17 protein-coding genes and 5 tRNA genes are annotated in these 18,467 nt (G+C 68.5%); 6 read left to right on the forward strand and 16 right to left on the reverse strand.

Annotated elements, in window-relative coordinates; genetic code table 11:
* The 10 genes from HAV40_RS12725 to gyrB form a co-directional block, all read right to left on the reverse strand.
* Positions 1–73: transfer RNA gene (locus HAV40_RS12725), tRNA-Ala, on the reverse strand.
* Positions 74–141: 68 nt separating this feature from the next.
* Positions 142–585, reverse strand: a complete 444-nt coding sequence (locus HAV40_RS12730; protein WP_166381182.1) for an HNH endonuclease — start codon at positions 583–585, stop codon at positions 142–144.
* A 35-nt stretch (positions 586–620) separates the two neighbouring features.
* Positions 621–691 (reverse strand) — tRNA-Gly (locus tag HAV40_RS12735).
* Between the two features lie 17 nt (positions 692–708).
* Positions 709–779 (reverse strand) — tRNA-Glu (locus HAV40_RS12740).
* Between the two features lie 664 nt (positions 780–1,443).
* Positions 1,444–1,516, reverse strand: a tRNA-Ala gene (locus tag HAV40_RS12745).
* Between the two features lie 25 nt (positions 1,517–1,541).
* On the reverse strand, positions 1,542–1,670 hold the full coding sequence (locus tag HAV40_RS38410; RefSeq protein ID WP_222106000.1) for a DLW-39 family protein: 129 nt from the start codon (positions 1,668–1,670) through the stop codon (positions 1,542–1,544).
* Positions 1,671–1,694: 24 nt separating this feature from the next.
* Positions 1,695–1,768: transfer RNA gene (locus tag HAV40_RS12750), tRNA-Ile, on the reverse strand.
* A gap of 269 nt (positions 1,769–2,037) precedes the next feature.
* Positions 2,038–2,826 (reverse strand): DUF3566 domain-containing protein, encoded by a 789-nt coding sequence (locus HAV40_RS12755; RefSeq protein WP_166381183.1) that lies wholly within the window; start codon positions 2,824–2,826, stop codon positions 2,038–2,040.
* 3 nt (positions 2,827–2,829) lie between these two features.
* Complete coding sequence (gene gyrA / locus HAV40_RS12760) at positions 2,830–5,322, reverse strand: DNA gyrase subunit A (protein WP_166381184.1); 2,493 nt, start codon at positions 5,320–5,322, stop codon at positions 2,830–2,832.
* A 131-nt stretch (positions 5,323–5,453) separates the two neighbouring features.
* Positions 5,454–7,412 carry a DNA topoisomerase (ATP-hydrolyzing) subunit B gene (gene gyrB, locus HAV40_RS12765; RefSeq protein ID WP_166381185.1) on the reverse strand — a complete coding sequence of 653 codons (1,959 nt, stop codon included), beginning with the start codon at positions 7,410–7,412 and terminating at the stop codon, positions 5,454–5,456.
* A gap of 456 nt (positions 7,413–7,868) precedes the next feature.
* Between gyrB and HAV40_RS12770 the strand changes: the two genes are divergently transcribed.
* A complete protein-coding gene (locus HAV40_RS12770) occupies positions 7,869–8,423 on the forward strand; it encodes a hypothetical protein (protein ID WP_166381186.1) in 555 nt (184 codons plus the stop codon).
* Here the strand turns inward: HAV40_RS12770 and HAV40_RS12775 are convergent.
* The 6 genes from HAV40_RS12775 to dnaA all read right to left on the reverse strand — a co-directional run bounded on the left by HAV40_RS12775 (position 8,408) and on the right by dnaA (position 15,265).
* Positions 8,408–8,995 carry a hypothetical protein gene (locus HAV40_RS12775; RefSeq protein ID WP_166381187.1) on the reverse strand — a complete coding sequence of 196 codons (588 nt, stop codon included), beginning with the start codon at positions 8,993–8,995 and terminating at the stop codon, positions 8,408–8,410. The genes HAV40_RS12770 and HAV40_RS12775 overlap by 16 nt on opposite strands.
* Positions 8,996–9,159: 164 nt before the next feature.
* A complete protein-coding gene (locus HAV40_RS12780; RefSeq protein WP_166381188.1) occupies positions 9,160–9,693 on the reverse strand; it encodes a DciA family protein in 534 nt (177 codons plus the stop codon).
* The gene (gene recF, locus HAV40_RS12785) at positions 9,686–10,792 is read right to left on the reverse strand and encodes a DNA replication/repair protein RecF (protein WP_166381189.1); all 1,107 of its coding nucleotides are present in this window, start codon (positions 10,790–10,792) and stop codon (positions 9,686–9,688) included. Before recF ends, HAV40_RS12780 begins: the two co-directional genes overlap by 8 nt.
* A gap of 1 nt (position 10,793) precedes the next feature.
* Positions 10,794–11,669, reverse strand: a complete 876-nt coding sequence (gene gnd, locus HAV40_RS12790; RefSeq protein ID WP_166381190.1) for a phosphogluconate dehydrogenase (NAD(+)-dependent, decarboxylating) — start codon at positions 11,667–11,669, stop codon at positions 10,794–10,796.
* Positions 11,670–11,710: 41 nt separating this feature from the next.
* Positions 11,711–12,859, reverse strand: a complete 1,149-nt coding sequence (gene dnaN / locus HAV40_RS12795; protein WP_166381191.1) for a DNA polymerase III subunit beta — start codon at positions 12,857–12,859, stop codon at positions 11,711–11,713.
* 831 nt (positions 12,860–13,690) lie between these two features.
* The gene (dnaA, locus tag HAV40_RS12800; RefSeq protein WP_409364959.1) at positions 13,691–15,265 is read right to left on the reverse strand and encodes a chromosomal replication initiator protein DnaA; all 1,575 of its coding nucleotides are present in this window, start codon (positions 15,263–15,265) and stop codon (positions 13,691–13,693) included.
* Positions 15,266–15,986: 721 nt separating this feature from the next.
* On the opposite strand from dnaA, the gene rpmH reads away from it, so the two are divergent.
* The 5 genes from rpmH to HAV40_RS12825 all read left to right on the forward strand — a co-directional run bounded on the left by rpmH (position 15,987) and on the right by HAV40_RS12825 (position 18,466).
* Positions 15,987–16,124 (forward strand): 50S ribosomal protein L34, encoded by a 138-nt coding sequence (gene rpmH, locus HAV40_RS12805; RefSeq protein WP_120317612.1) that lies wholly within the window; start codon positions 15,987–15,989, stop codon positions 16,122–16,124.
* A 21-nt stretch (positions 16,125–16,145) separates the two neighbouring features.
* Positions 16,146–16,589, forward strand: a complete 444-nt coding sequence (gene rnpA, locus HAV40_RS12810) for a ribonuclease P protein component (RefSeq protein ID WP_166381193.1) — start codon at positions 16,146–16,148, stop codon at positions 16,587–16,589.
* Positions 16,586–16,870 carry a membrane protein insertion efficiency factor YidD gene (yidD, locus tag HAV40_RS12815; RefSeq protein WP_166381194.1) on the forward strand — a complete coding sequence of 95 codons (285 nt, stop codon included), beginning with the start codon at positions 16,586–16,588 and terminating at the stop codon, positions 16,868–16,870. Before rnpA ends, yidD begins: the two co-directional genes overlap by 4 nt.
* Positions 16,867–17,742 carry a membrane protein insertase YidC gene (gene yidC, locus HAV40_RS12820; protein WP_166381195.1) on the forward strand — a complete coding sequence of 292 codons (876 nt, stop codon included), beginning with the start codon at positions 16,867–16,869 and terminating at the stop codon, positions 17,740–17,742. Before yidD ends, yidC begins: the two co-directional genes overlap by 4 nt.
* A gap of 154 nt (positions 17,743–17,896) precedes the next feature.
* The gene (locus HAV40_RS12825) at positions 17,897–18,466 is read left to right on the forward strand and encodes a Jag family protein (RefSeq protein ID WP_166381470.1); all 570 of its coding nucleotides are present in this window, start codon (positions 17,897–17,899) and stop codon (positions 18,464–18,466) included.
* Position 18,467 lies beyond the last annotated feature (1 nt).

Consider the following 18,467-nt stretch of genomic DNA (forward strand, 5'->3'; position numbering starts at 1 on the left):
TAGACCCAGCCGGACTTGAACCGGCCGCCTCCGCTGTGCAAGAGCGGCGCTCTACCAGATGAGCTATAGGCCCTGGTACGGGCTGCGGACCCCCATCCGCAGCCCGGCGGGCTGCGGGCCCCGTGGTCCCGCAGCTCGCCGTCAGCGCTTGGCGAGCACCGTCCAGGACGGCGTCGCCGGGTGGAACCGCAGCGGCATCCGCGCTTCGGCGGGCGTACGGTCACCCTTGCGCTGGTTGCAGCCGCCACAGGCGGCCACCGTGTTGAGCCAGGTGTTGCGCCCGCCCCGGGAACTGGGCAGGACATGATCAATGGTGTACGCCGGACCGCCGCAGTAGGCGCACCGGTGCTGATCACGGGCGAGCACGCCGCGCCGCGACCAGGCCGGGCCACCGTGGTAGCGCCAGCGCGTCACCACGTAGCTGACCAGGCGCACCACCTTCGGCATCGGCCATACACCGATGGCTTGATCGGGTTCGGACTCGTGCACCACCGCGACCTGCCGCCACAGCATGCGCAGGGCGTGACGCAGGCTGACCCGGTGGAGCGGGCCGAGATCGGCGTTGAGGACGAGTACTGCGTTCATCGGGTCACCTCCTGGGAATGCTGTGATGGATGAGGAGCGGTAGCCGGGAGTCGAACCCGGATCTCTGCCATGGCGAGGCAGCGCACTGCCGTTGTGCGACAACCGCGAGCTGGTTTCATTACGTAGTCGATGCGGGGCTCGAACCCGCTTTCCCGCGTAGAGAGCGCGGAGGCCTACCCATAGCCGAATCGACCGCTGCGTCGCTGACCGCGACGCGCTTTCACATACGTCATCCACTGTGGAGTTCTCAAAGAGCGACACCACCGGCCGGGCCGGGGCTTCGTGCTGTCTTCACTGGTCACAGGTGCTGGACAAAAGAAAACCGCCCGCTTCCGAGTCCGGAGGCGGGCGGCGCGAGCCGCTTGTCATGGCGCTTGATCAGCACCATCCGCCTCGTCCGGGGACGAGTTCCCAGCCATAACGCTCACCACATCGGGCGGCGGCGGGCATGGCGTTCTCCACGCACGGCGTCAGCCGGTGCATCGCGTACGAGAAGCTGCTCATGTCTGTCTCCGGTCCGGATTCTCGCGGTGTCGTTCTTGGTGTGGGCATACGGTATGGGCCGCCGCATCGGTGAGGCAACCTCATTTTCGGCGCGTGGAGTAAGCGCAGTTCACGGCCGATTTCGCGCACTTTCACGGAAGTGGCTGGCCGAGCCTGACGGAATCGAAGTCCTCGACGCGCGCTTGCAGAACTCGCGGACCACCTGCCCGACGGTGCGCGCGCCTTCGCCACCGATCGCCGGCACTACGACTCGCAGCTGGCGACGTGACGAAGCTACTGGACGTCATACGGTGGACACGGAAAGCAAAACTGGCCACTCGCCGAAAGACGGCGGTGACCAGGGTGAGCATTGAGTGGAGCCTAGGAGAATCGAACTCCTAACCCCCGCCTTGCAAAGGCGGTGCTCTGCCAATTGAGCTAAGGCCCCGAGGGACGGGCTGGGCCCGTCTGACTCAGCGGAGATCCGGTGCGGTGGTGGCCTCGTGCCACAGAGCCCGCTCGTCGTTGGCCGCCCGCAGCTTCTTGGCGACCAGTGCGACCGCCACGCCGACTCCGGCGACGATCAGCAACTTCTTCCACATGATGAGCACCTTAACGCTCGGGAGTGGGGCTAGCTGGAATCGAACCAGCGACCTCAGAGTTATCAGCTCTGCGCTCTAACCGACTGAGCTATAGCCCCGCGCGACAACGAACCTTACCGCACCCCTGACGCCACTTCCAAACCGGTATCCCCTCCCCGCGTGGCGTGTCCCGCCGAGACCGCCGGGCGACCACGAAGATCGCCGTTTCGGGTCAAAACCTGTGGTCGTACCCGAGGTTTTGACCCGAAACGGCGATCTTGGCGAACAGTGCCGGACAGCGCCGACCCGCACCGGGCGGGGGCCGGGAAGCGGGCGTGCCACAGCGGTCCGTGGGCGAGCCGCGGACCGCTGTGGGTGTGGCGTGAGGTCAGTCGCGCTCGGCGAGTGTGATCTCGACGCCGCCGACCAGGTCGGCACAGACGTTGTAGATGAACGCGCCCAGGGTCATCAGCGCGGTGAAGAGCACCACGTTGATCGCGCCCAGGATGGCCGACGTCCCGATCACCGCGCTGGCGCTGATGCGGAAGTCGCCCGCACTGCCGTTCGAGGCGAACAGGTCGGCCAGGGTCGTGTTCAGCGAGTTGAACACGCCCATCGCGTCCAGCGCCAGGTACAGCACCGAGGTCGCGACCACGATGACGACCAGGAGCACGAAGGACACGGCGAAGGAGAACTTCATGACCGACCACGGGTCGATGCGCTTGATGCTCAGCCGGGCCCGGCGCGGGCCGCGCGAGGCGGCTGAACCGGCACTGGTCCGAGCAGCACGCACGGCTTCGGTGACACGCACCGCGCCGGCGCTGGCGCTGTTGACGACCGAGCGCAGCGTCGCCGAGCCCGCCGCGGCCCGCCCGGTGGCCGTCGCCGGCCGCTCGGAGGTCGCGATGGCGCCCGTCGGTTCCGAATCCGGGACGGGCATGCCCGCCGGCCGGGTGAAGGAGCCGGTGGTGGTCGTGGCGGCAGCAGCAGCGGTGCTGCCGGCCGACTCGTCACCCCCGGTCGCGGACCGGGCCGGGGTCGGCTCGGACTGATCAGCGGGGACTGTCGCGCGGCCTACGGCCGCCCGGCCGGTCGACGAGGCGGCATCGCCGCCGTCCTTCTCGACCGGACTCGCCGGAGCCCCCGCGGTCTCCGACATCGCCTGTGTCTCCGTCATGCACTAGTCCTGTTCGTCCGGCTCATCGGCATTGCGGGCAATGGCGACGAGGGTTACGCCTTCTGGGAGGTCCATCAGCTTGACACCCATTGTGTTCCGATCGCGCGTCCGCCGCACGGGCTTCACCGGAGTTCGGATAACTCCGCCGTTACTCGTGATAGCGAAGAGCTCGTCTTCCGGGCTGATAACGACCGCACCCACCAGTCCGCCACGGCGTTCGGTGATCTTTGCGGTCAGTACGCCCTTTCCGCCCCGGCCCTGGACCGGGTACTCGTCGATCGGGGTGCGCTTGGCGTAGCCGCCGTTGGTCGCCACGAGGACGTCCATGCCGTCCCGGACCACCTCCATGGCGAGCAGCTCGTCGCCGTCGCCGAAGCGCATGCCGATGACACCCGACGTGGCGCGGCCCATGGGGCGCAGTGCCTCGTCGGTGGCGTTGAAGCGGATGGCCTGCGCCTGCTTGCTGACGAGCAGCAGGTCGTCCTCCGCGGCGATCAGCGCCGCGCCGACGAGCTCGTCGTCGTCGCGCAGGTTGATCGCGATGATGCCGCCGCTGCGGTTGGAGTCGAACTCCCCGAGCGCGGTCTTCTTGACCAGACCGTTCTTCGTGGCCAGCACCAGGTACGGCGCGACCTCGTAGTTCTGGATCTCGATGACCTGGGCGATCTGCTCGTCGGGCTGGAAGGCGAGCAGGTTGGCCACGTGCTGGCCCTTCGCGATACGCGAGGCCTCGGGGAACTCGTACGCCTTCGCGCGGTAGACCCGGCCCTTGTTCGTGAAGAACAGGATCCAGTCGTGCGTCGAGCAGACGAAGAAGTGGCTGACGATGTCGTCCTGGCGCAGCGTGGCACCGGAGACGCCCTTGCCGCCCCGCTTCTGCGAGCGGTACAGGTCAACCTTTGTCCGTTTGGCGTACCCGGTACGGGTGATGGTCACCACGACGTCCTCGCGCGCGATGAGGTCCTCCATGGAGACCTCGCCGTCGAACGGGATGATCTTCGTACGCCGGTCGTCGCCCCACTTGGCGACGATCTCGCCGAGCTCGTCGGAGATGATCTTCCGCTGCCGCTCGGGCTTGGCCAGGATGTCCTTGAGGTCGGCGATCTCGATCTCGATCTTCGCCAGCTCGTCGACGATCCGCTGACGCTCCAGCGCGGCCAGGCGGCGCAGCTGCATGTCGAGGATCGCGGTCGCCTGGATCTCGTCGACGTCGAGCAGCGCCATCAGGCCGGTCTTGGACTCCTCCGCGCTCGGCGCGCGGCGGATGAGGGCGATGACCTCGTCCAGCATGTCCAGCGCCTTGACCAGACCGCGCAGGATGTGGGCCCGCTCCTCGGCCTTGCGCAGGCGGTAGGCCGTCCGTCGCTGGATGACCTCCATCTGGTGGCTGACGTAGTACATGAGGAACTGGGCCAGGTTCAGCGTGCGGGGCACGCCGTCGACCAGCGCCAGCATGTTCGCGCCGAAGGTCTCCTGCAGCTGGGTGTGCTTGTAGAGGTTGTTCAGCACCACCTTGGCCACGGCGTCGCGCTTGAGCACGAGCACCAGGCGCATGCCGGTACGGCCGGACGACTCCTCGCGGATGTCGGCGATGCCGCCCAGCTTGCCCTCCTTGACCAACTCGGCCACGCGCTCGGCGAGGTTGTCCGGGTTGACCTGGTACGGCAGCTCGGTGACGACGAGGCAGGCACGGCCCTTCTTGTCCTCCTCGACCTCGACCACGGCCCGCATGCGGATCGAGCCGCGACCGGTGCGGTACGCCTCCTCGATCGTGCTGGTGCCGACGATCAGGCCGCGGGTCGGGAAGTCCGGGCCCTTGACGATCTGCAGCGCGGCTTCGAGCACCTCGGCCTCGGTGGCCTCGGGGTTCTCCAGGCACCACTGCACGGCCTTGCCGATCTCGCGCAGGTTGTGCGGCGGGATCTTGGTGGCCATACCGACGGCGATGCCTTCGGAGCCGTTGACCAGCAGGTTCGGGAACCGGGCCGGCAGGATCGTCGGCTCCTGGTTACGGCCGTCGTAGTTCGGGATGAACTCGACGGTGTCCTCGTCGATGTCGCGCAGCAGCTCCATCGCGAGCGGAAACAGCCGGCACTCGGTGTACCGCATGGCGGCGGCGGGGTCGTTGCCCGGCGAGCCGAAGTTGCCGTTGCCGTCGATCAGGGGGTAGCGCAGCGACCACGGCTGGGCCATACGCACCAGCGAGTCGTAGATCGCGGTGTCGCCGTGCGGGTGGTAGTTACCCATCACCTCGCCGACGACGCGGGCGCACTTGAAGTAGCCGCGGTCGGGGCGGAAGCCGCCGTCGTACATCGCGTAGAGGATCTTGCGGTGTACCGGCTTGAGGCCGTCGCGCACGTCCGGCAGCGCCCGGCCGACGATGACGCTCATGGCGTAGTCGAGGTACGAGCGCTGCATCTCCACCTCGAGCCCGACAGGCTCGATGCGGCCGTGCACGCCGACCTCTTCCGGCTGAGTGTCAGGAGTCTCGCTCACTGTTTAAAACTCTTTCCTGCGTATGAAGCTGAGGAAGCTGTGGATAACGCTGTGGATCAGGACCCGACCTGTGGATAAACGGTTCGTTTATCCACAGGTCGGCACGTTCCGGACTACTTTCCGTACCTCGACTAGATGTCGAGGAAGCGGACATCCTTCGCATTGCGCTGGATGAACGAACGGCGCGCCTCAACGTCCTCGCCCATCAGCACGCTGAAGAGTTCGTCTGCGGTTGCCGCGTCGTCCAAGGTCACCTGACGAAGTGTCCGGGTGCCCGGGTTCATCGTGGTCTCCCACAGCTCCGGGTAGTTCATCTCGCCCAGACCCTTGAACCGCTGGATGTCGTCCGGCTTGGCGTTCGGCTTGGTCTCCTGGCGGAGCTTGATCAGGCCGTCGCGCTCGCGGTCGGAGTACGCGTACTGCGCGTCGTCGCCCTTCTTGTTCCACTTGATCTTGAACAGGGGCGGCGACGCGAGGTACACGTGCCCCAGCTCGACCAGCGGGCGCATGAAGCGGAACAGCAGCGTCAGCAGCAGCGTCTGGATGTGCTGGCCGTCGACGTCGGCGTCGGCCATCAGCACGACCTTGTGGTACCGCAGCTTCTCGATGTCGAAGTCGTCGTGGATGCCGGTGCCCAGCGCGGTGATCAGCGCCTGGACCTCGTTGTTGCGCAGCACCTTGTCGATGCGCGCCTTCTCCACGTTCAGGATCTTGCCGCGGATCGGCAGGATGGCCTGCACCCGGGGGTCGCGGCCCTGCTTGGCCGAGCCGCCGGCCGAGTCACCCTCGACGATGAACAGCTCGCACATCTTCGGGTCGGTGGACTGGCAGTCGGCCAGCTTGCCCGGCATCGAGCCGGACTCCAGCAGCGACTTGCGCCGGGCCAGCTTGCGGGCCTGCGCGGCGGCGATGCGGGCACGGGCGGCCTGCGAGGCCTTCGTGATGATCATCTTGGCGTCGGCGGGGTTGCGCTCCAGCCAGTCGGCCAGCCACTCGTTGCAGGCCTTCTGCACGAAGCTCTTGACCTCGGTGTTGCCGAGCTTAGTCTTGGTCTGGCCCTCGAACTGCGGGTTGGCCAGCTTCACCGAGATGATCGCGGCGAGACCCTCGCGGATGTCCTCACCCGAGAGCTTCTCGTCGCCCTTGAGGATCTTCTTGTCCGAGCCGTACTTGTTGATGATGGTCGTCAGCGCCGCCCGGAAGCCCTCCTCGTGCGTGCCGCCCTCGTGCGTGTTGATCGTGTTCGCGAACGTGTAGACCGACTCCCCGTAGGACTCGTTCCACTGCATCGCGATCTCGAGCGACATGTTCTCGCCCTCGGCGTCGAACTCCACCACCGACTTGTGGATGGGGCTCTTGGTGTTGTTCAGGTGCCGCACGAAGTCGGCGATGCCGCCCTTGTAGCAGAAGGTCACCTCGCGGACCTCGGCGTCCTCGCCGTCGGCGGCCAGCGCGCGCTCGTCGCGCAGCGCGATGGTCAGACCCCGGTTGAGGAACGCCATCTCCTGTACGCGGCGGTAGATCGTCTCGAAATTGAACTCGACCGTCTCGAAGATGTTCGGGTCCGGGTAGAAGGTGGTGGTCGTGCCGGTGCGGTTGGTCGGCTCGCCCTTCTCCAGCGGACCGGGCTTGGAGTGGTCGTAGCGCTGGCGCCAGACGAACCCGTCCTTGTGGATCTCCAGGTCGATGCGCGTCGACAGGGCGTTCACCACGGAGATGCCGACGCCGTGCAGACCGCCGGAGACCGCGTACGCCTTGCCGTCGAACTTGCCGCCCGCGTGCAGCACGGTCATCACGACCTCGACGGTCGGCCGCTTCTCCACGGGGTGGATGTCGACCGGGATGCCACGGCCGTTGTCGGCGACGCGCACCCCGCCGTCGGCCGTCAGCGTGATCGAGATGAGGTCGCAGACCCCTGCGAGCGCCTCGTCGACGGAGTTGTCGACCACCTCCCACACGAGGTGGTGCAGGCCCCGCTCACCGGTGGAGCCGATGTACATGCCGGGACGCTTGCGAACCGCGTCCAGGCCCTCGAGAACGGTGATCGAGGAACCTGTGTACTCACTGTTCTGCTGCTTCGGCGTTGCCACTCTCAATCCCTCCTCCGCCGCCCGAGGCGACGGGGACCAACAACTCCAGCACCTGCCCGCGCGTCCGCGTATACCCGCGACAGCCCAGGACAGGCCTCGCCGGGATCGGCGTACGCGGGACGGGGGTGACGCACGGCGCACCACGGGGCGGACCTGTGGTGTGCGGGACAACCCACCGGTGTCGCGTACACGGTCCACCCAGTGTTCTGCTCTCACGCTCGATCCTACTGTGTCGCGCCGACATCTGCCGCACGCGGCACCCACAGAACGCCGTTTCAAGGCCCTGGCAGCCCCGTAGCCGCCCGAAAGCCTCCGGTCGCAACTCCCCCCACGGGCACGGTGCTCCCGAAGGCCGGTGGGAAGCGGGCCCAGAAGCACCGTTTCAGAGGGTCGCGCAATGTCCCCCGTATGCCGTAAGTTGCCCACGCCTGGAACTCAAGCGCTCGAGAGGCTGACATGGGTCTGGACAACGTCGCGGTGCAGTGGCCGGCCACGGGCCGCTTCTACGACCCGGTGGCGCCCGCGGAATTCGTCGACTTCGCCGAGCTGGCCGAACAGCCCAGCACCGCCGCTCCGACCGCTGCCCTGGCGGGCCACATCGCCCGCACCGGCACGGTCCGCGCGACGGCGTACACCGAAGTCGTCGACCTGCTGCTCGGCCTCAAAGGTGTGCTCTACGCCACGGAGGCCGCCGAGGAGGACGAGGACCCGGTCATCGACCCCGACGGTTGCGCCTGGATCGCCGGTGGGCTGGAGAAGTTCGTCGCCGGACACGCAGCCCACGGTGACGCTGTCACGTTCGACAGCGTCGCCGCGGTGCTTCGTGCCGCGCTGACCGATTCCCGACTTCCCGAGCAGCAGCTGCGCTGGCTCGAACAGCGCCTGGACGCGCTGCGCGAGGAGACCGACGGCGACCCGCAGTGGAGCTTCCCGCTGTCGGAGTTCGCCGTGCTCGCCCAGTTCTACCGCCGCTGCGCCGACCGCGGCTTCGCGGTCTACGCCGAGTCCTGACCGCCCGGCCCGGCCTCGCCGCGTGGCGCGGGGCCGGGATCCGAACCGGCCGACCCCGTGTCACCGCCGTTCCCCGAGCTGGCCGACCGTCTGCGCCGCAGCACCCACCACAGGGCCACGGCGGCGATCAGCACGGCCGCGCCCGCGGCCAGCGCCGCGACCGGCACGTCGCCGTCCAGCTCCACCTCGGGAGCCGCGCCGAGCAGCTCGTTGCCCGAGCACAGGCTGGTCTGGCCATCCCTGCTGTAGATCAGGTAGCGGCTGCCCTCGACGAAGTCGAAGCCGCAACTCGGACCCTCGATCGCGGTCTTCACCTCGACGTGTCCCGTCGCGCTGCCCTTGCGCACCTGCTCGACGGTGAGCCGCGCGGTCATCAGGTCACCGCTCGACATGCTGAACGCGGGCCGGTCGACATCGACCACCACGCCGACGAACACGAGATCGGCCCACGCCGTGTTCTCCGCCGTGTTCGGCTCGGCACAACTGCACGCACACGCCGCCCCCGACGGCCCGACCACCAGCACCGACGTCAGCACCATCAACGCCGCGACATGCCCCCACACTCTTCGCATGCCCCTCAGATGCCCCACCGACCACACCGGTTCCAAAGATCCACCACCCGCGCCCTAGCACCGCACAGCCAGCCGAAGATCGCTGTCTGCGGTCAAAATGTGCGGGCCAGCCACAGGTTTTGACCTGAAACGGCGATCATCCTCGGCCGCTGGGGTGGGGTAGGTCAGCCGTAGGTGTCGCCGGGGCCGGTGCCGCGGACGCGTTTGCGGCCGTGGGTCCAGGAGGGGGCGGCGGGGCCGTGGATGTGGAGTTTGGTGACGACGTTGTTGCCGACGGTTCCGGCGATGCGGGTCAGGATGGTGCGGGCGAGCAGGCGGAGCTGCGTGGCCCAGGCGGTGGATTCGGCCTCGACGGTGAGTTCGCCGTTCTCGAGCTTGATCGGGCGGCTGTGGGCGGCGATGTCGGGGCCGACGCACTTCTCCCACTCGCCGAACACCGTCGCCTCGGCCGTCGGGCGCTGCCACCCGCGGGCCTTCATCAGCCGGGACAGCACGTCGCCGAGCTTCGCCGGGTCGCGCGGGTCGGGCCCGGGGCCGGAGTAGCCGCGCGGCCGGTAGCGGGTGCCAGGGCTGTCGCCCCTGGCCCGCGCGTCGGCGGCGGCCTGGTTGCGCGCCGCCCGCTTCCGCAGCGCCGCGTCGAGCGCGGCGCGGGCCAGTTCCGGACCGTTCTGGCCCCCGGGCGGTACGGCGTCAGCCACGGCTCACCTCCCCGGGTGTGACGAAGTATCGGGCGCCGCGCAGTGCGGCGGGCACGTCGGCCTCCACCGCGCACGTGATGATCACCTGTGCGGCGTCGCCGATGAGCTGTGCGAGCCGCTCGCGCCGTCCGGTGTCGAGTTCGGCGAAGACGTCGTCGAGGACAAGCACGGGTTCGATCCCGTCGGCGCGCAGCAGGCTGTATCCGGCCAGCCGGAGCGCGAGCGCGTACGACCAGGACTCGCCGTGGCTGGCGTAGCCCTTGACGGGCAGGTCGCCCAGGCGCAGCACGAGGTCGTCGCGGTGCGGCCCGGCCAGCGTGGTGCCCCGGGCGATCTCGTCGGCGCGCACCTCGGCCAGGGCGGCCAGCATCGCCTCGGGGGTCGGTTCGGGCACGGAGGCGCGATACTCCGCGACGGCTTTGCCGACTCCGGCGCTGACCTGCTGGTAGGCGTCCTCGAGGTGGGGCGCGAGCTGTTCGACCAGGCTGAGCCGGGCGCGCAGCAGCTGTGACCCGTGTTCGGCCAGGTGGGTGTCCCACACTTCGAGGGTGCTCAGGTCGCCGCCGCGCGCCCCGCCGACCTTGCGGCTGAGGTACGCGGTGCGCAGCAGGGCGTTGCGCTGCTTGAGCACCCGGTCGTAGTCGGCCCGCACCCCGGCGAACCGGGGCTGCCGGGCGGTGAGCAGGTCGTCGAGGTAGCGCCGCCGCTGGTCGGGGTCGCCCCGGACCAGGGACAGGTCCTCAGGGGCGAACAGCACCAGCCGTAACGCGCCGAGGATGTCGCGGGGGCGGCGGGCCGGGGAGCGGCCGAGCCGGGCCCGGTTGGCCTTGCCCGGCACGATCTCCAGCTCGACCAGCAGTTCGCGCCGCTCGTGCACGATCGCGCAGCGGATCACGCCGGTGCTCGCGCCGACCCGCACCAGCGGCGCGTCGGTGGAGACCCGGTGACTGGCCAGGGTGGCGACGTAGCCCAGCGCCTCGACCAGGTTGGTCTTGCCGACCCCGTTCGGGCCGATCAGCACGTTCGGCCCCGGCTCGAGGTCGACGCCCACCCGTGGGTACGAGCGGACGTCGACGAGTTCGAGCCTTCTGACGTACAACTCAGCCGGCCTGCTGCACGGCGTGCCCACCGAACTGGTTGCGCAGCGCGGCGATCGCCTTCATGGCCGGGGAGTCGTCCTGGCGGGATTCGAAGCGGGCGAACAGCGACGCGGCGATGACGTGCATCGGCACGGCGAGGCGGATGGCCTCCTCGACCGTCCAGCGTCCCTCGCCGGTGTCGTCGGCGTAGCCCTTCAGCTTCTCCAGGTGCGCGTCGTCGGTGAGCGCGAGATCCATCAGGTCGAGCAGCCAGGACCGGATGACGGTGCCCTCGCGCCAGGACCGGAACACCCCGGGCACGTTGGTGACCAGCTCGGAGGCCTCCAGCAGCTCGAAACCCTCGGCGTAGGCGTGCATCAGGCCGTACTCGATGCCGTTGTGGACCATCTTGGCGTAGTGACCGGCACCGACCGGGCCGGCGTGCACGAAGCCGAACTCGCCCTCGGGCTTGAGGGTCTCGAAGATCGGCATGAGCCGGCCGACGTTCTCGTCGGAGCCGCCGACCATCAGGCCGTAGCCGTTCTCCTTGCCCCACACGCCGCCGGAGACGCCGCAGTCGACGTAGCCGATGCCGAGCTTGCCCAGCCGCTCGGCCCGCGGGCCGTCGGAGGAGAACCGCGAGTTGCCGCCGTCGATGACGATGTCACCCTCGCTGAGCAGCGGAGCGAGTTCGTCGATGGTGGCCTCGGTGACACCGGCGGGCACCATCACCCACACCGCGCGCGGCGCCTCCAGCTTCGCGACGAGGTCGGCCAGGTTCTCGGCGTCGGACAGTTCCGGGTTGCGGTCGTATCCGACGACGTCGTGACCCGCCTCGCGCAGGCGGTCACGCATGTTGCCGCCCATCTTGCCGAGTCCGACCAGACCGAGCTGCATGTCTTCCCCCTTGGTGCGTTGTGGAGCCTGGCCGCCGGTGTTTAGCGGCCGACCCTGATCGGCATGATCAGGTAGCGGAACCCGGGGATCGCCGCACCGTCGGCGTCGGCGGGCGTGATCACCGCGGGCTTGAACGGGTCGTTGAACGAGAACACCGCGGTCGGCGCACCGAGCGCACCCAGGCCCTCGATGAGGTACTGCGGGTTGAACGCGATCGTCATCGACTCACCGGTGAAGGTGGCGTCCATGGCCTCGCTGGCCCGCGCCTCCTCGGTGCCGCCGGCCTCGACCACGAGACCGTCCTCGCTGAAGCTCAGCCGCACCGGGGTGGCCTTCTCGGCGACCAGCGAGACGCGCTTGACGACCTCGACCAGCGCCGAGACGGTGACCCGGGCCTCGGAGGAGTAGCTGGGCGCGAACAGCGAGCGCACCGGCGGGTACGACTGGCCGTCGAGCAGGCGGCTGGTGGTCCGGCGGGAGCCGCCGACCTTCGAGCCGCCCAGGAAGCCGATCATGCCCTCGCCCTTGCCGCCGTCGGCGAGCGCGACGGTCACGTCGCCGCCGGTCGGGCCGAGCGTCTTGGCGGTGTCGGCCAGGGTGCGCGCCGGGACGAGCGCGTTGACGCTGATCTCCGGGTCGTCCGGGGTCCAGGAGATCTCCCGGATGGCCAGCCGGTAGCGGTCGGTGGCGAGCAGCGCCAGGGTGTCCCCGGACAGCTCGAGCCGCACGCCGGTCATCATCGGCAGCGTCTCGTCGCGCCCGGCGGCGATGGCGACCTGGGCCACGGCCGAGGCGAACACGGCGGCGTCGACCCGGCCCGCGCTGGCGGGCAGTTCCGGCAGCGTCGGGTAGTCCTCGACGGGCATCGTCGGCAGGGTGAACCGGGCGCTACCGCAGACCAGCTCCAGGTGCGCGCCGACAGCGGCGATCTCCACGGGCTTGGCCGGCAGCGCCTTGGTGATCTCGGCGAGCAGGCGGCCGGAGACCAGGGTCGCGCCGTCCGCGTCGGCCTGCACCTCGACGTCCACCTGGTTGGAGACCTCGTAGTCGAACCCGGAGACGTGCAGGCGGCCGTCGGCGACCCGCAGCATCACGCCTGCCAGAACCGGCACCGAGGGCCGGCTCGGAAGGCTCTTGGCGGTCCAGGCCACGGCGTCGGCGAGCGCGTCACGCTCTACCCGAAACTTCATCTTCAGCCCTCCTGTGGTCACGTCGATGCTGCCAAGCTGACCACTGAAACCTTAGGTCCTCCGAGCGATCTCCCCTCGGCGACCCCTGTGGATCGGCGGCGGCCGAGCATCCACAACTTCCCGAACCCCGATGATTTCTTGATTTCTCTCTTAGAGATAACTCCCGTCTTCATCATCGGTGCTGTGGAAACTGTGGATTAACGCCGTATTCCCAGGTCAACCCGCATGCGGGGGTGTGGACGAGCGGTGGACGAGCGGTGGATAACCCGCCGAGTTCTCCACAGCCGCGGTTTCATCCACCGGTTGTCCACCGGCGTCCACAGGTTATCCACCGGCAATCCCCAGAGGTTCTCCCCAAACTGTGGACAGAGGCCGTCCACTTCCTCCACAGCGATATCCACCGATCATGGCCCGCTGTCCACGGATCAAGGGCTTCGTCCACACCCGCGTCCACACCCTTTCCACAGCAAGATTTTTCGACGGATCTCTGTCCACATCCGTCCACAGCGGATCCACAGGCAATCCACCGGGTTATCCACCGAGTTATCCACGATCACTGTGGACAACGGGCAGCCTTTCGGCTCCGCGGACGACTTGTGGGGGGCGTACCCGGCACGGAACGCCCCTACCCACAAGGGCGGATCACGATGGACGTGTCACGCGATGCCGAAGAGTTCGACGCGTACGTCAAGGGGCCGGGCCGGCGCTGCTGCGGGCGGTCGGCGGACCTTCGGGTTTCGCGTACCTGCGCTGCCGTGATCGCTGTTTCAGGTCACAAGGTCAGGTCTGGCCTCACCTATTGACCCGAAACAGCGATCATGAACTGCCGCGCTAGATCTGCTTGATGCGGTTGGTGAGTTCGGCGATCTGGTTGTAGAGGGATCGGCGCTCGGCCATCTGCTGCCGGATCTTGCGGTCGGCGTGCATGACCGTGGTGTGGTCGCGGCCGCCGAAGGCCTGCCCGATCCGGGGCAGGGAGAGGTCGGTCAGCTCCCGGCACAGATACATGGCCACCTGGCGCGCGTTGACCAGCACCCGCGAGCGCGAGTGGCCGCGCAGGTCCTCCAGGCTGACGCCGAAGTACTCCGAGGTCGACAGCATGATCTGGTCGGCGGTGATCTCGGGGGCCGCGTCGTCGGGGATGAAGTCGCGCAGCACCTCCTCCGCGATCGACAGCTTGACCTGCTCGCGGCTGAGGTTGGCGTACGCCGTGACGCGGATCAGCGCGCCCTCGAGCTCGCGGATCGAGTTCGACACCCGCGACGCGATGAACTCCAGCACGTCGGCCGGGGCGTGCAGGCGCTCCTGGGCGGCCTTCTTCTGCAGGATCGCGATGCGGGTCTCCAGGTCCGGCGGCTGGATGTCGGCCAGCAGGCCCCACTCGAACCGGGTGCGCAGCCGGTCCTCCAGCGTCGACAGCGCCTTGGGCGAGCGGTCGGAGGTGATCACGATCTGCTTGTTCGCGTTGTGCAGGGTGTTGAAGGTGTGGAAGAACTCCTCCTGGGTCCGGTCGCGCTTCTCCAGGAACTGGATGTCGTCGATCAGGAGGATGTCCACGTCGCGGTAGCGCCGCTGGAACGCGCTGGCCTTGTCGTCGCGGATCGAGTTGATGAAGTCGTTGGTGAACTCCTCCGTCGACACGTACCGGACGCTGCGGGCGTGCCCGAGCTCCTGGGCGTAGTGGCCGATCGCGTGGAGCAGGTGGGTCTTGCCCAGCCCCGAGCCGCCGTAGATGAACAGCGGGTTGTACGCCTTCGCCGGGGACTCGGCCACCGCCACCGACGCGGCGTGGGCGAACCGGTTGGAGGAACCGATGACGAACGTCTCGAACCGGTACTTCGGGTTCAGCTTGTTACCGCCGGCGTCGTTCGCGGCCGAGCCGGGCGTGGCGCCGGGACGGCGCTCGCGCTCCTCGCGTACGGCCGCGAGCGGGTGCGGCACGGCTCCCCGGTCCATCGGGCCGGTCCCCCGGCCGGGGCCGGAGTCGGACGGGCCGTCGCGGTCGGGCGAGCGCAGCACCGCGGCGCGCACCGGGGCGATCTCGGTGTGCCGCGGCATCGGGACGGAGAACAGCGCGTCCTCGCCGTCGGCGGCCGGGGCCACGACGGGCTGCTCGGTCGGCGGCGGGGTGTAGACGGGCGGCGTGTAGTTCACCGGGGCGTACTCGGCGGGCGGCGGAGGCGGGGGCGTCGGCCGGGCCGCGGACTCGTCCGGGGGCCGTACCTTCACGGCGACCTGCACCGGCCGGCCCATGATCCGCGACAACGTGTCGGTGATCGCGGTGCGCAGCTTCGTCTCGATGATGTCGCGGATGAACGCGTCGGGCACGCTCAGCAGCACGAGGTCGTCGACCACCGCGAGGGCCTGGGTGAGGCGCAGGTACGCCCGGTGCTGCGCCGAGACGATCTCATCGGCGAGCTCGTCGGTGGCGGCCAGCCACACGGCGTTGAGGTCGCTCACCTGTCAGCCTCGTTCATGCGCTCGACCCTTCGGTTCCGTGTAGCGGGGCTCGGTGGGACACCGGGCTGACCGTCAGCTCCCGCACGACGGCTCCGATCAATGACGGTGTAGTCACGGACCGTGGTTTTCCCCCGGGTTATCCCCCGAATCAACGAGGTTCTCCACAAGTTATCCACAGGCTGTGTGTCGATCGGTATCCGGGGTCCGGCTGGTGTGGGTCGCCCTATCCGGCGCACGAGCGCCTGCAACACGGCCCACCGTGCCGAACGAGCCACCTTATTGCCCGGTTTTGCGGTACCCGACACAATTAACGTGCGGCGCCGCCAGTCGGGCACTCCGGCACGCTAACAGGGTTATCCACAGGCGTCCACCCGTTGTCCACAGCTTCACTCTCGGTGAGTGTTGATAACGACACTGTCGGTTGCCGTTGAGCGTGCGCTGTTGACACGATGAGTGACCTGCGAAGAGTTCTTGGCGGACATCGACGGCACGTGTACCCTGGAGCGGTTGCTCCATCACCCTCTGCTAGGGTGTCGGTTGCGGCGTCCGCCCTGACTCAGACAAGATCGAGATTCTTCGTCCCGATCCTGCCGTCAACCGGGCGGTGCATCCGCGAGAAGCTAGAACTTCCCTGCCCGCGGGCGGGGCGATCCCCAGGAGATCTGACGTGAGCAAGCGCACGTACCAGCCGAACAACCGTCGGCGCGCGAAGACCCACGGCTTCCGGCTGCGCATGCGCACCCGCGCCGGCCGCGCGGTGCTGTCGTCGCGCCGGGGCAAGGGCCGCGCCCGCCTGGCGGTCTGAGACCCCCCGGACGGGCCTCGGATGCTGCCAGCTGCGCACAGGTTGAGGCGAAGCGCTGACTTCGCCGCCGCTGTGCGGGCCGGCCGCCGAGCCGGTCGTGGCGCCGTGGTGGTGCACCTGACGGTGCCCGTGACGGCAACCGAACATGAGACGGCGTGGCAGGGAGACGATCCCGGCCACGCCGTTGTCGTGCTCGGGCAGGTCTCCCAGGCGGGATTCGTGGTCTCCAAGGCGGTGGGGAACGCGGTGACCCGCAACACGGTCAAGCGGCGGCTGCGCCAGCTGACAGCCGACCGGCTGGGCGCGCTGCCCGCCGGAGCGACCGTGGTGGTGCGCGCGCTGCCGCAGGCGGCGTCCGCCTCGTACGAACAGCTGGGCCGGGACCTTGACGGCGCGCTCGCCGCGGCGCTCAAGCGCGACCCCGGACAGGCATCGCGCCGCAGGTCAACCGGGGGGAAGCCATGACGCAGCCGTCGCGACCCACGACACTCGCCGGGCGCGTGCTGGCCCTACCCATCATCGCGTACCGTCGTTGGGTGAGTCCGGGCCTGCCAGCCCGTTGCCGGTTCTACCCGTCCTGCAGCGCCTACGCGCTGGAGGCCATCGCGCAGCACGGCGCGCCGCGGGGGTTCTGGCTGACGGTCAAACGGCTCGGTCGCTGCCATCCCTTTCACCCGGGCGGATATGACCCAGTGCCACCCAACACCCGCCGCAGTACTGATGTGACTGGAGCAACACCCTCATGATGGACTGGATCTACACGATCGTCTCGAAGGTCCTGCTGCTATGGCACAGCCTCTTCGACAAACTCTGGGGCGACGGCACCTGGCTCGCCACCAACTGGGACTGGGTCCTGGCGATCGTCTTCCTGGTGCTGACCGTCCGTGTGCTCCTGTTCCCGCTGTTCATCAAGCAGATCCGGTCGCAGCGCGCGATGCAGACCCTCCAGCCCCAGCTCAAGGCGCTGCAGGAGAAGCACAAGGGTGACAAGGAAACGCTCCAGCGCGAGATGATGGAGCTGTACCGGCGGGAGAAGGCCAACCCGCTGATGGGCTGCCTTCCGCTGCTGATCCAGATGCCGATCTTCTTCGGCGTGTTCCACGTCATCAAGCGCCTCGGCACGGGCACCGTCGACGAGACCCTCTACGGGTGGACCGCGGCCCAGTTCCAGAGCGGCAAGGCCGCCGACCTGTTCGGCGTCTCCATCGGTGCGACCTTCCGTGACGGCGGCATGGCCGCCGTACTGTGCGGCATCCTCGGCGTCGTCATGATCATCACGACGTACATGACCAGCCGCCAGATGATCCTGAAGACCGGCTGGTCCGAGGACCCCACGCAGAAGATGATGCAGAAGCTGATGCTGTACGGCATCCCGGCGACCCTGATCATCTCCGCGGTGGCCTTCCCGCTCGGTCTGATCATCTACTGGACCACCACTAACCTCTTCACGCTCGGCCAGCAGATGTGGGTGCTGAAGAAGTACCCGCCGCCGAAGATGGCCGGCAAGGCGGAGCCGAAGGTCATCGACCCGGAGGTCGCCAAGGCGCTCGCGCCGAAGGTCGGCGCGAAGCCGACCGCCAACGCCAAGCGCAAGACGGTGAAGAAGAACGTCGGCTGAGTTGAGGTCGCCTGCCGTCGCGGCGGGCGACCCCCGGCTGACTGCCACCCCCACACAGACCTGCTCGTGATCCCCGCGCCGTGAGGCGCGGGGCCGATCACGGGGTTTTGATCGGACCGAACACCCGGAGAAAAACGTGACCGACCAGACTGAGCTGGACGACGTGGCAGTCGAAGACCTCGCCGAGACGGAGACCGAGAAGGCCGCGGCGGAGTCCGAGGAGGGCGCCGACGAGGCCGCCGCTCCCAAGCGCAAGGCCGCCAGCGACGCCGACCTGTTCCGCCAGAGCGAGATCGCGGCGGACTACATCGAGGGCCTGCTGGACATCCTGGACGCCGATGGCGACATCGACGAGCTGGTCTCCGCCGGTCGTCCGGTGGTCGAGGTGGTCGGCAGTCGGCTGCAGTCGCTCGTCGGCCCCCGCGGAGCGACGCTGGAGGCGCTGCAGGAGCTCACCCGCCTGGCGATCTTCAAGCAGACCGGTGAGCCGAGCCGCCTGCTGCTGGACGTGGGCGGCTACCGGGACCAGCGCCGCAAGGAGCTGGGCGCGCTGGCCAAGAACGCGGTGGAGAAGGTCAAGCAGCACGGCGAGGCCGTGAAGCTGGAGCCGATGTCGGCCTTCGAGCGCAAGTGCGTGCACGACGTGGTCAACGCCTCGGCGGGGGTGCAGAGCGAGTCCGAGGGCGTCGAGCCCAACCGCCGGATCGTGGTACGTCCCGCGTGAG

This window comes from Catellatospora methionotrophica (genome assembly GCF_011297335.1).
GTDB classification, from domain to species: domain Bacteria; phylum Actinomycetota; class Actinomycetes; order Mycobacteriales; family Micromonosporaceae; genus Catellatospora; species Catellatospora methionotrophica.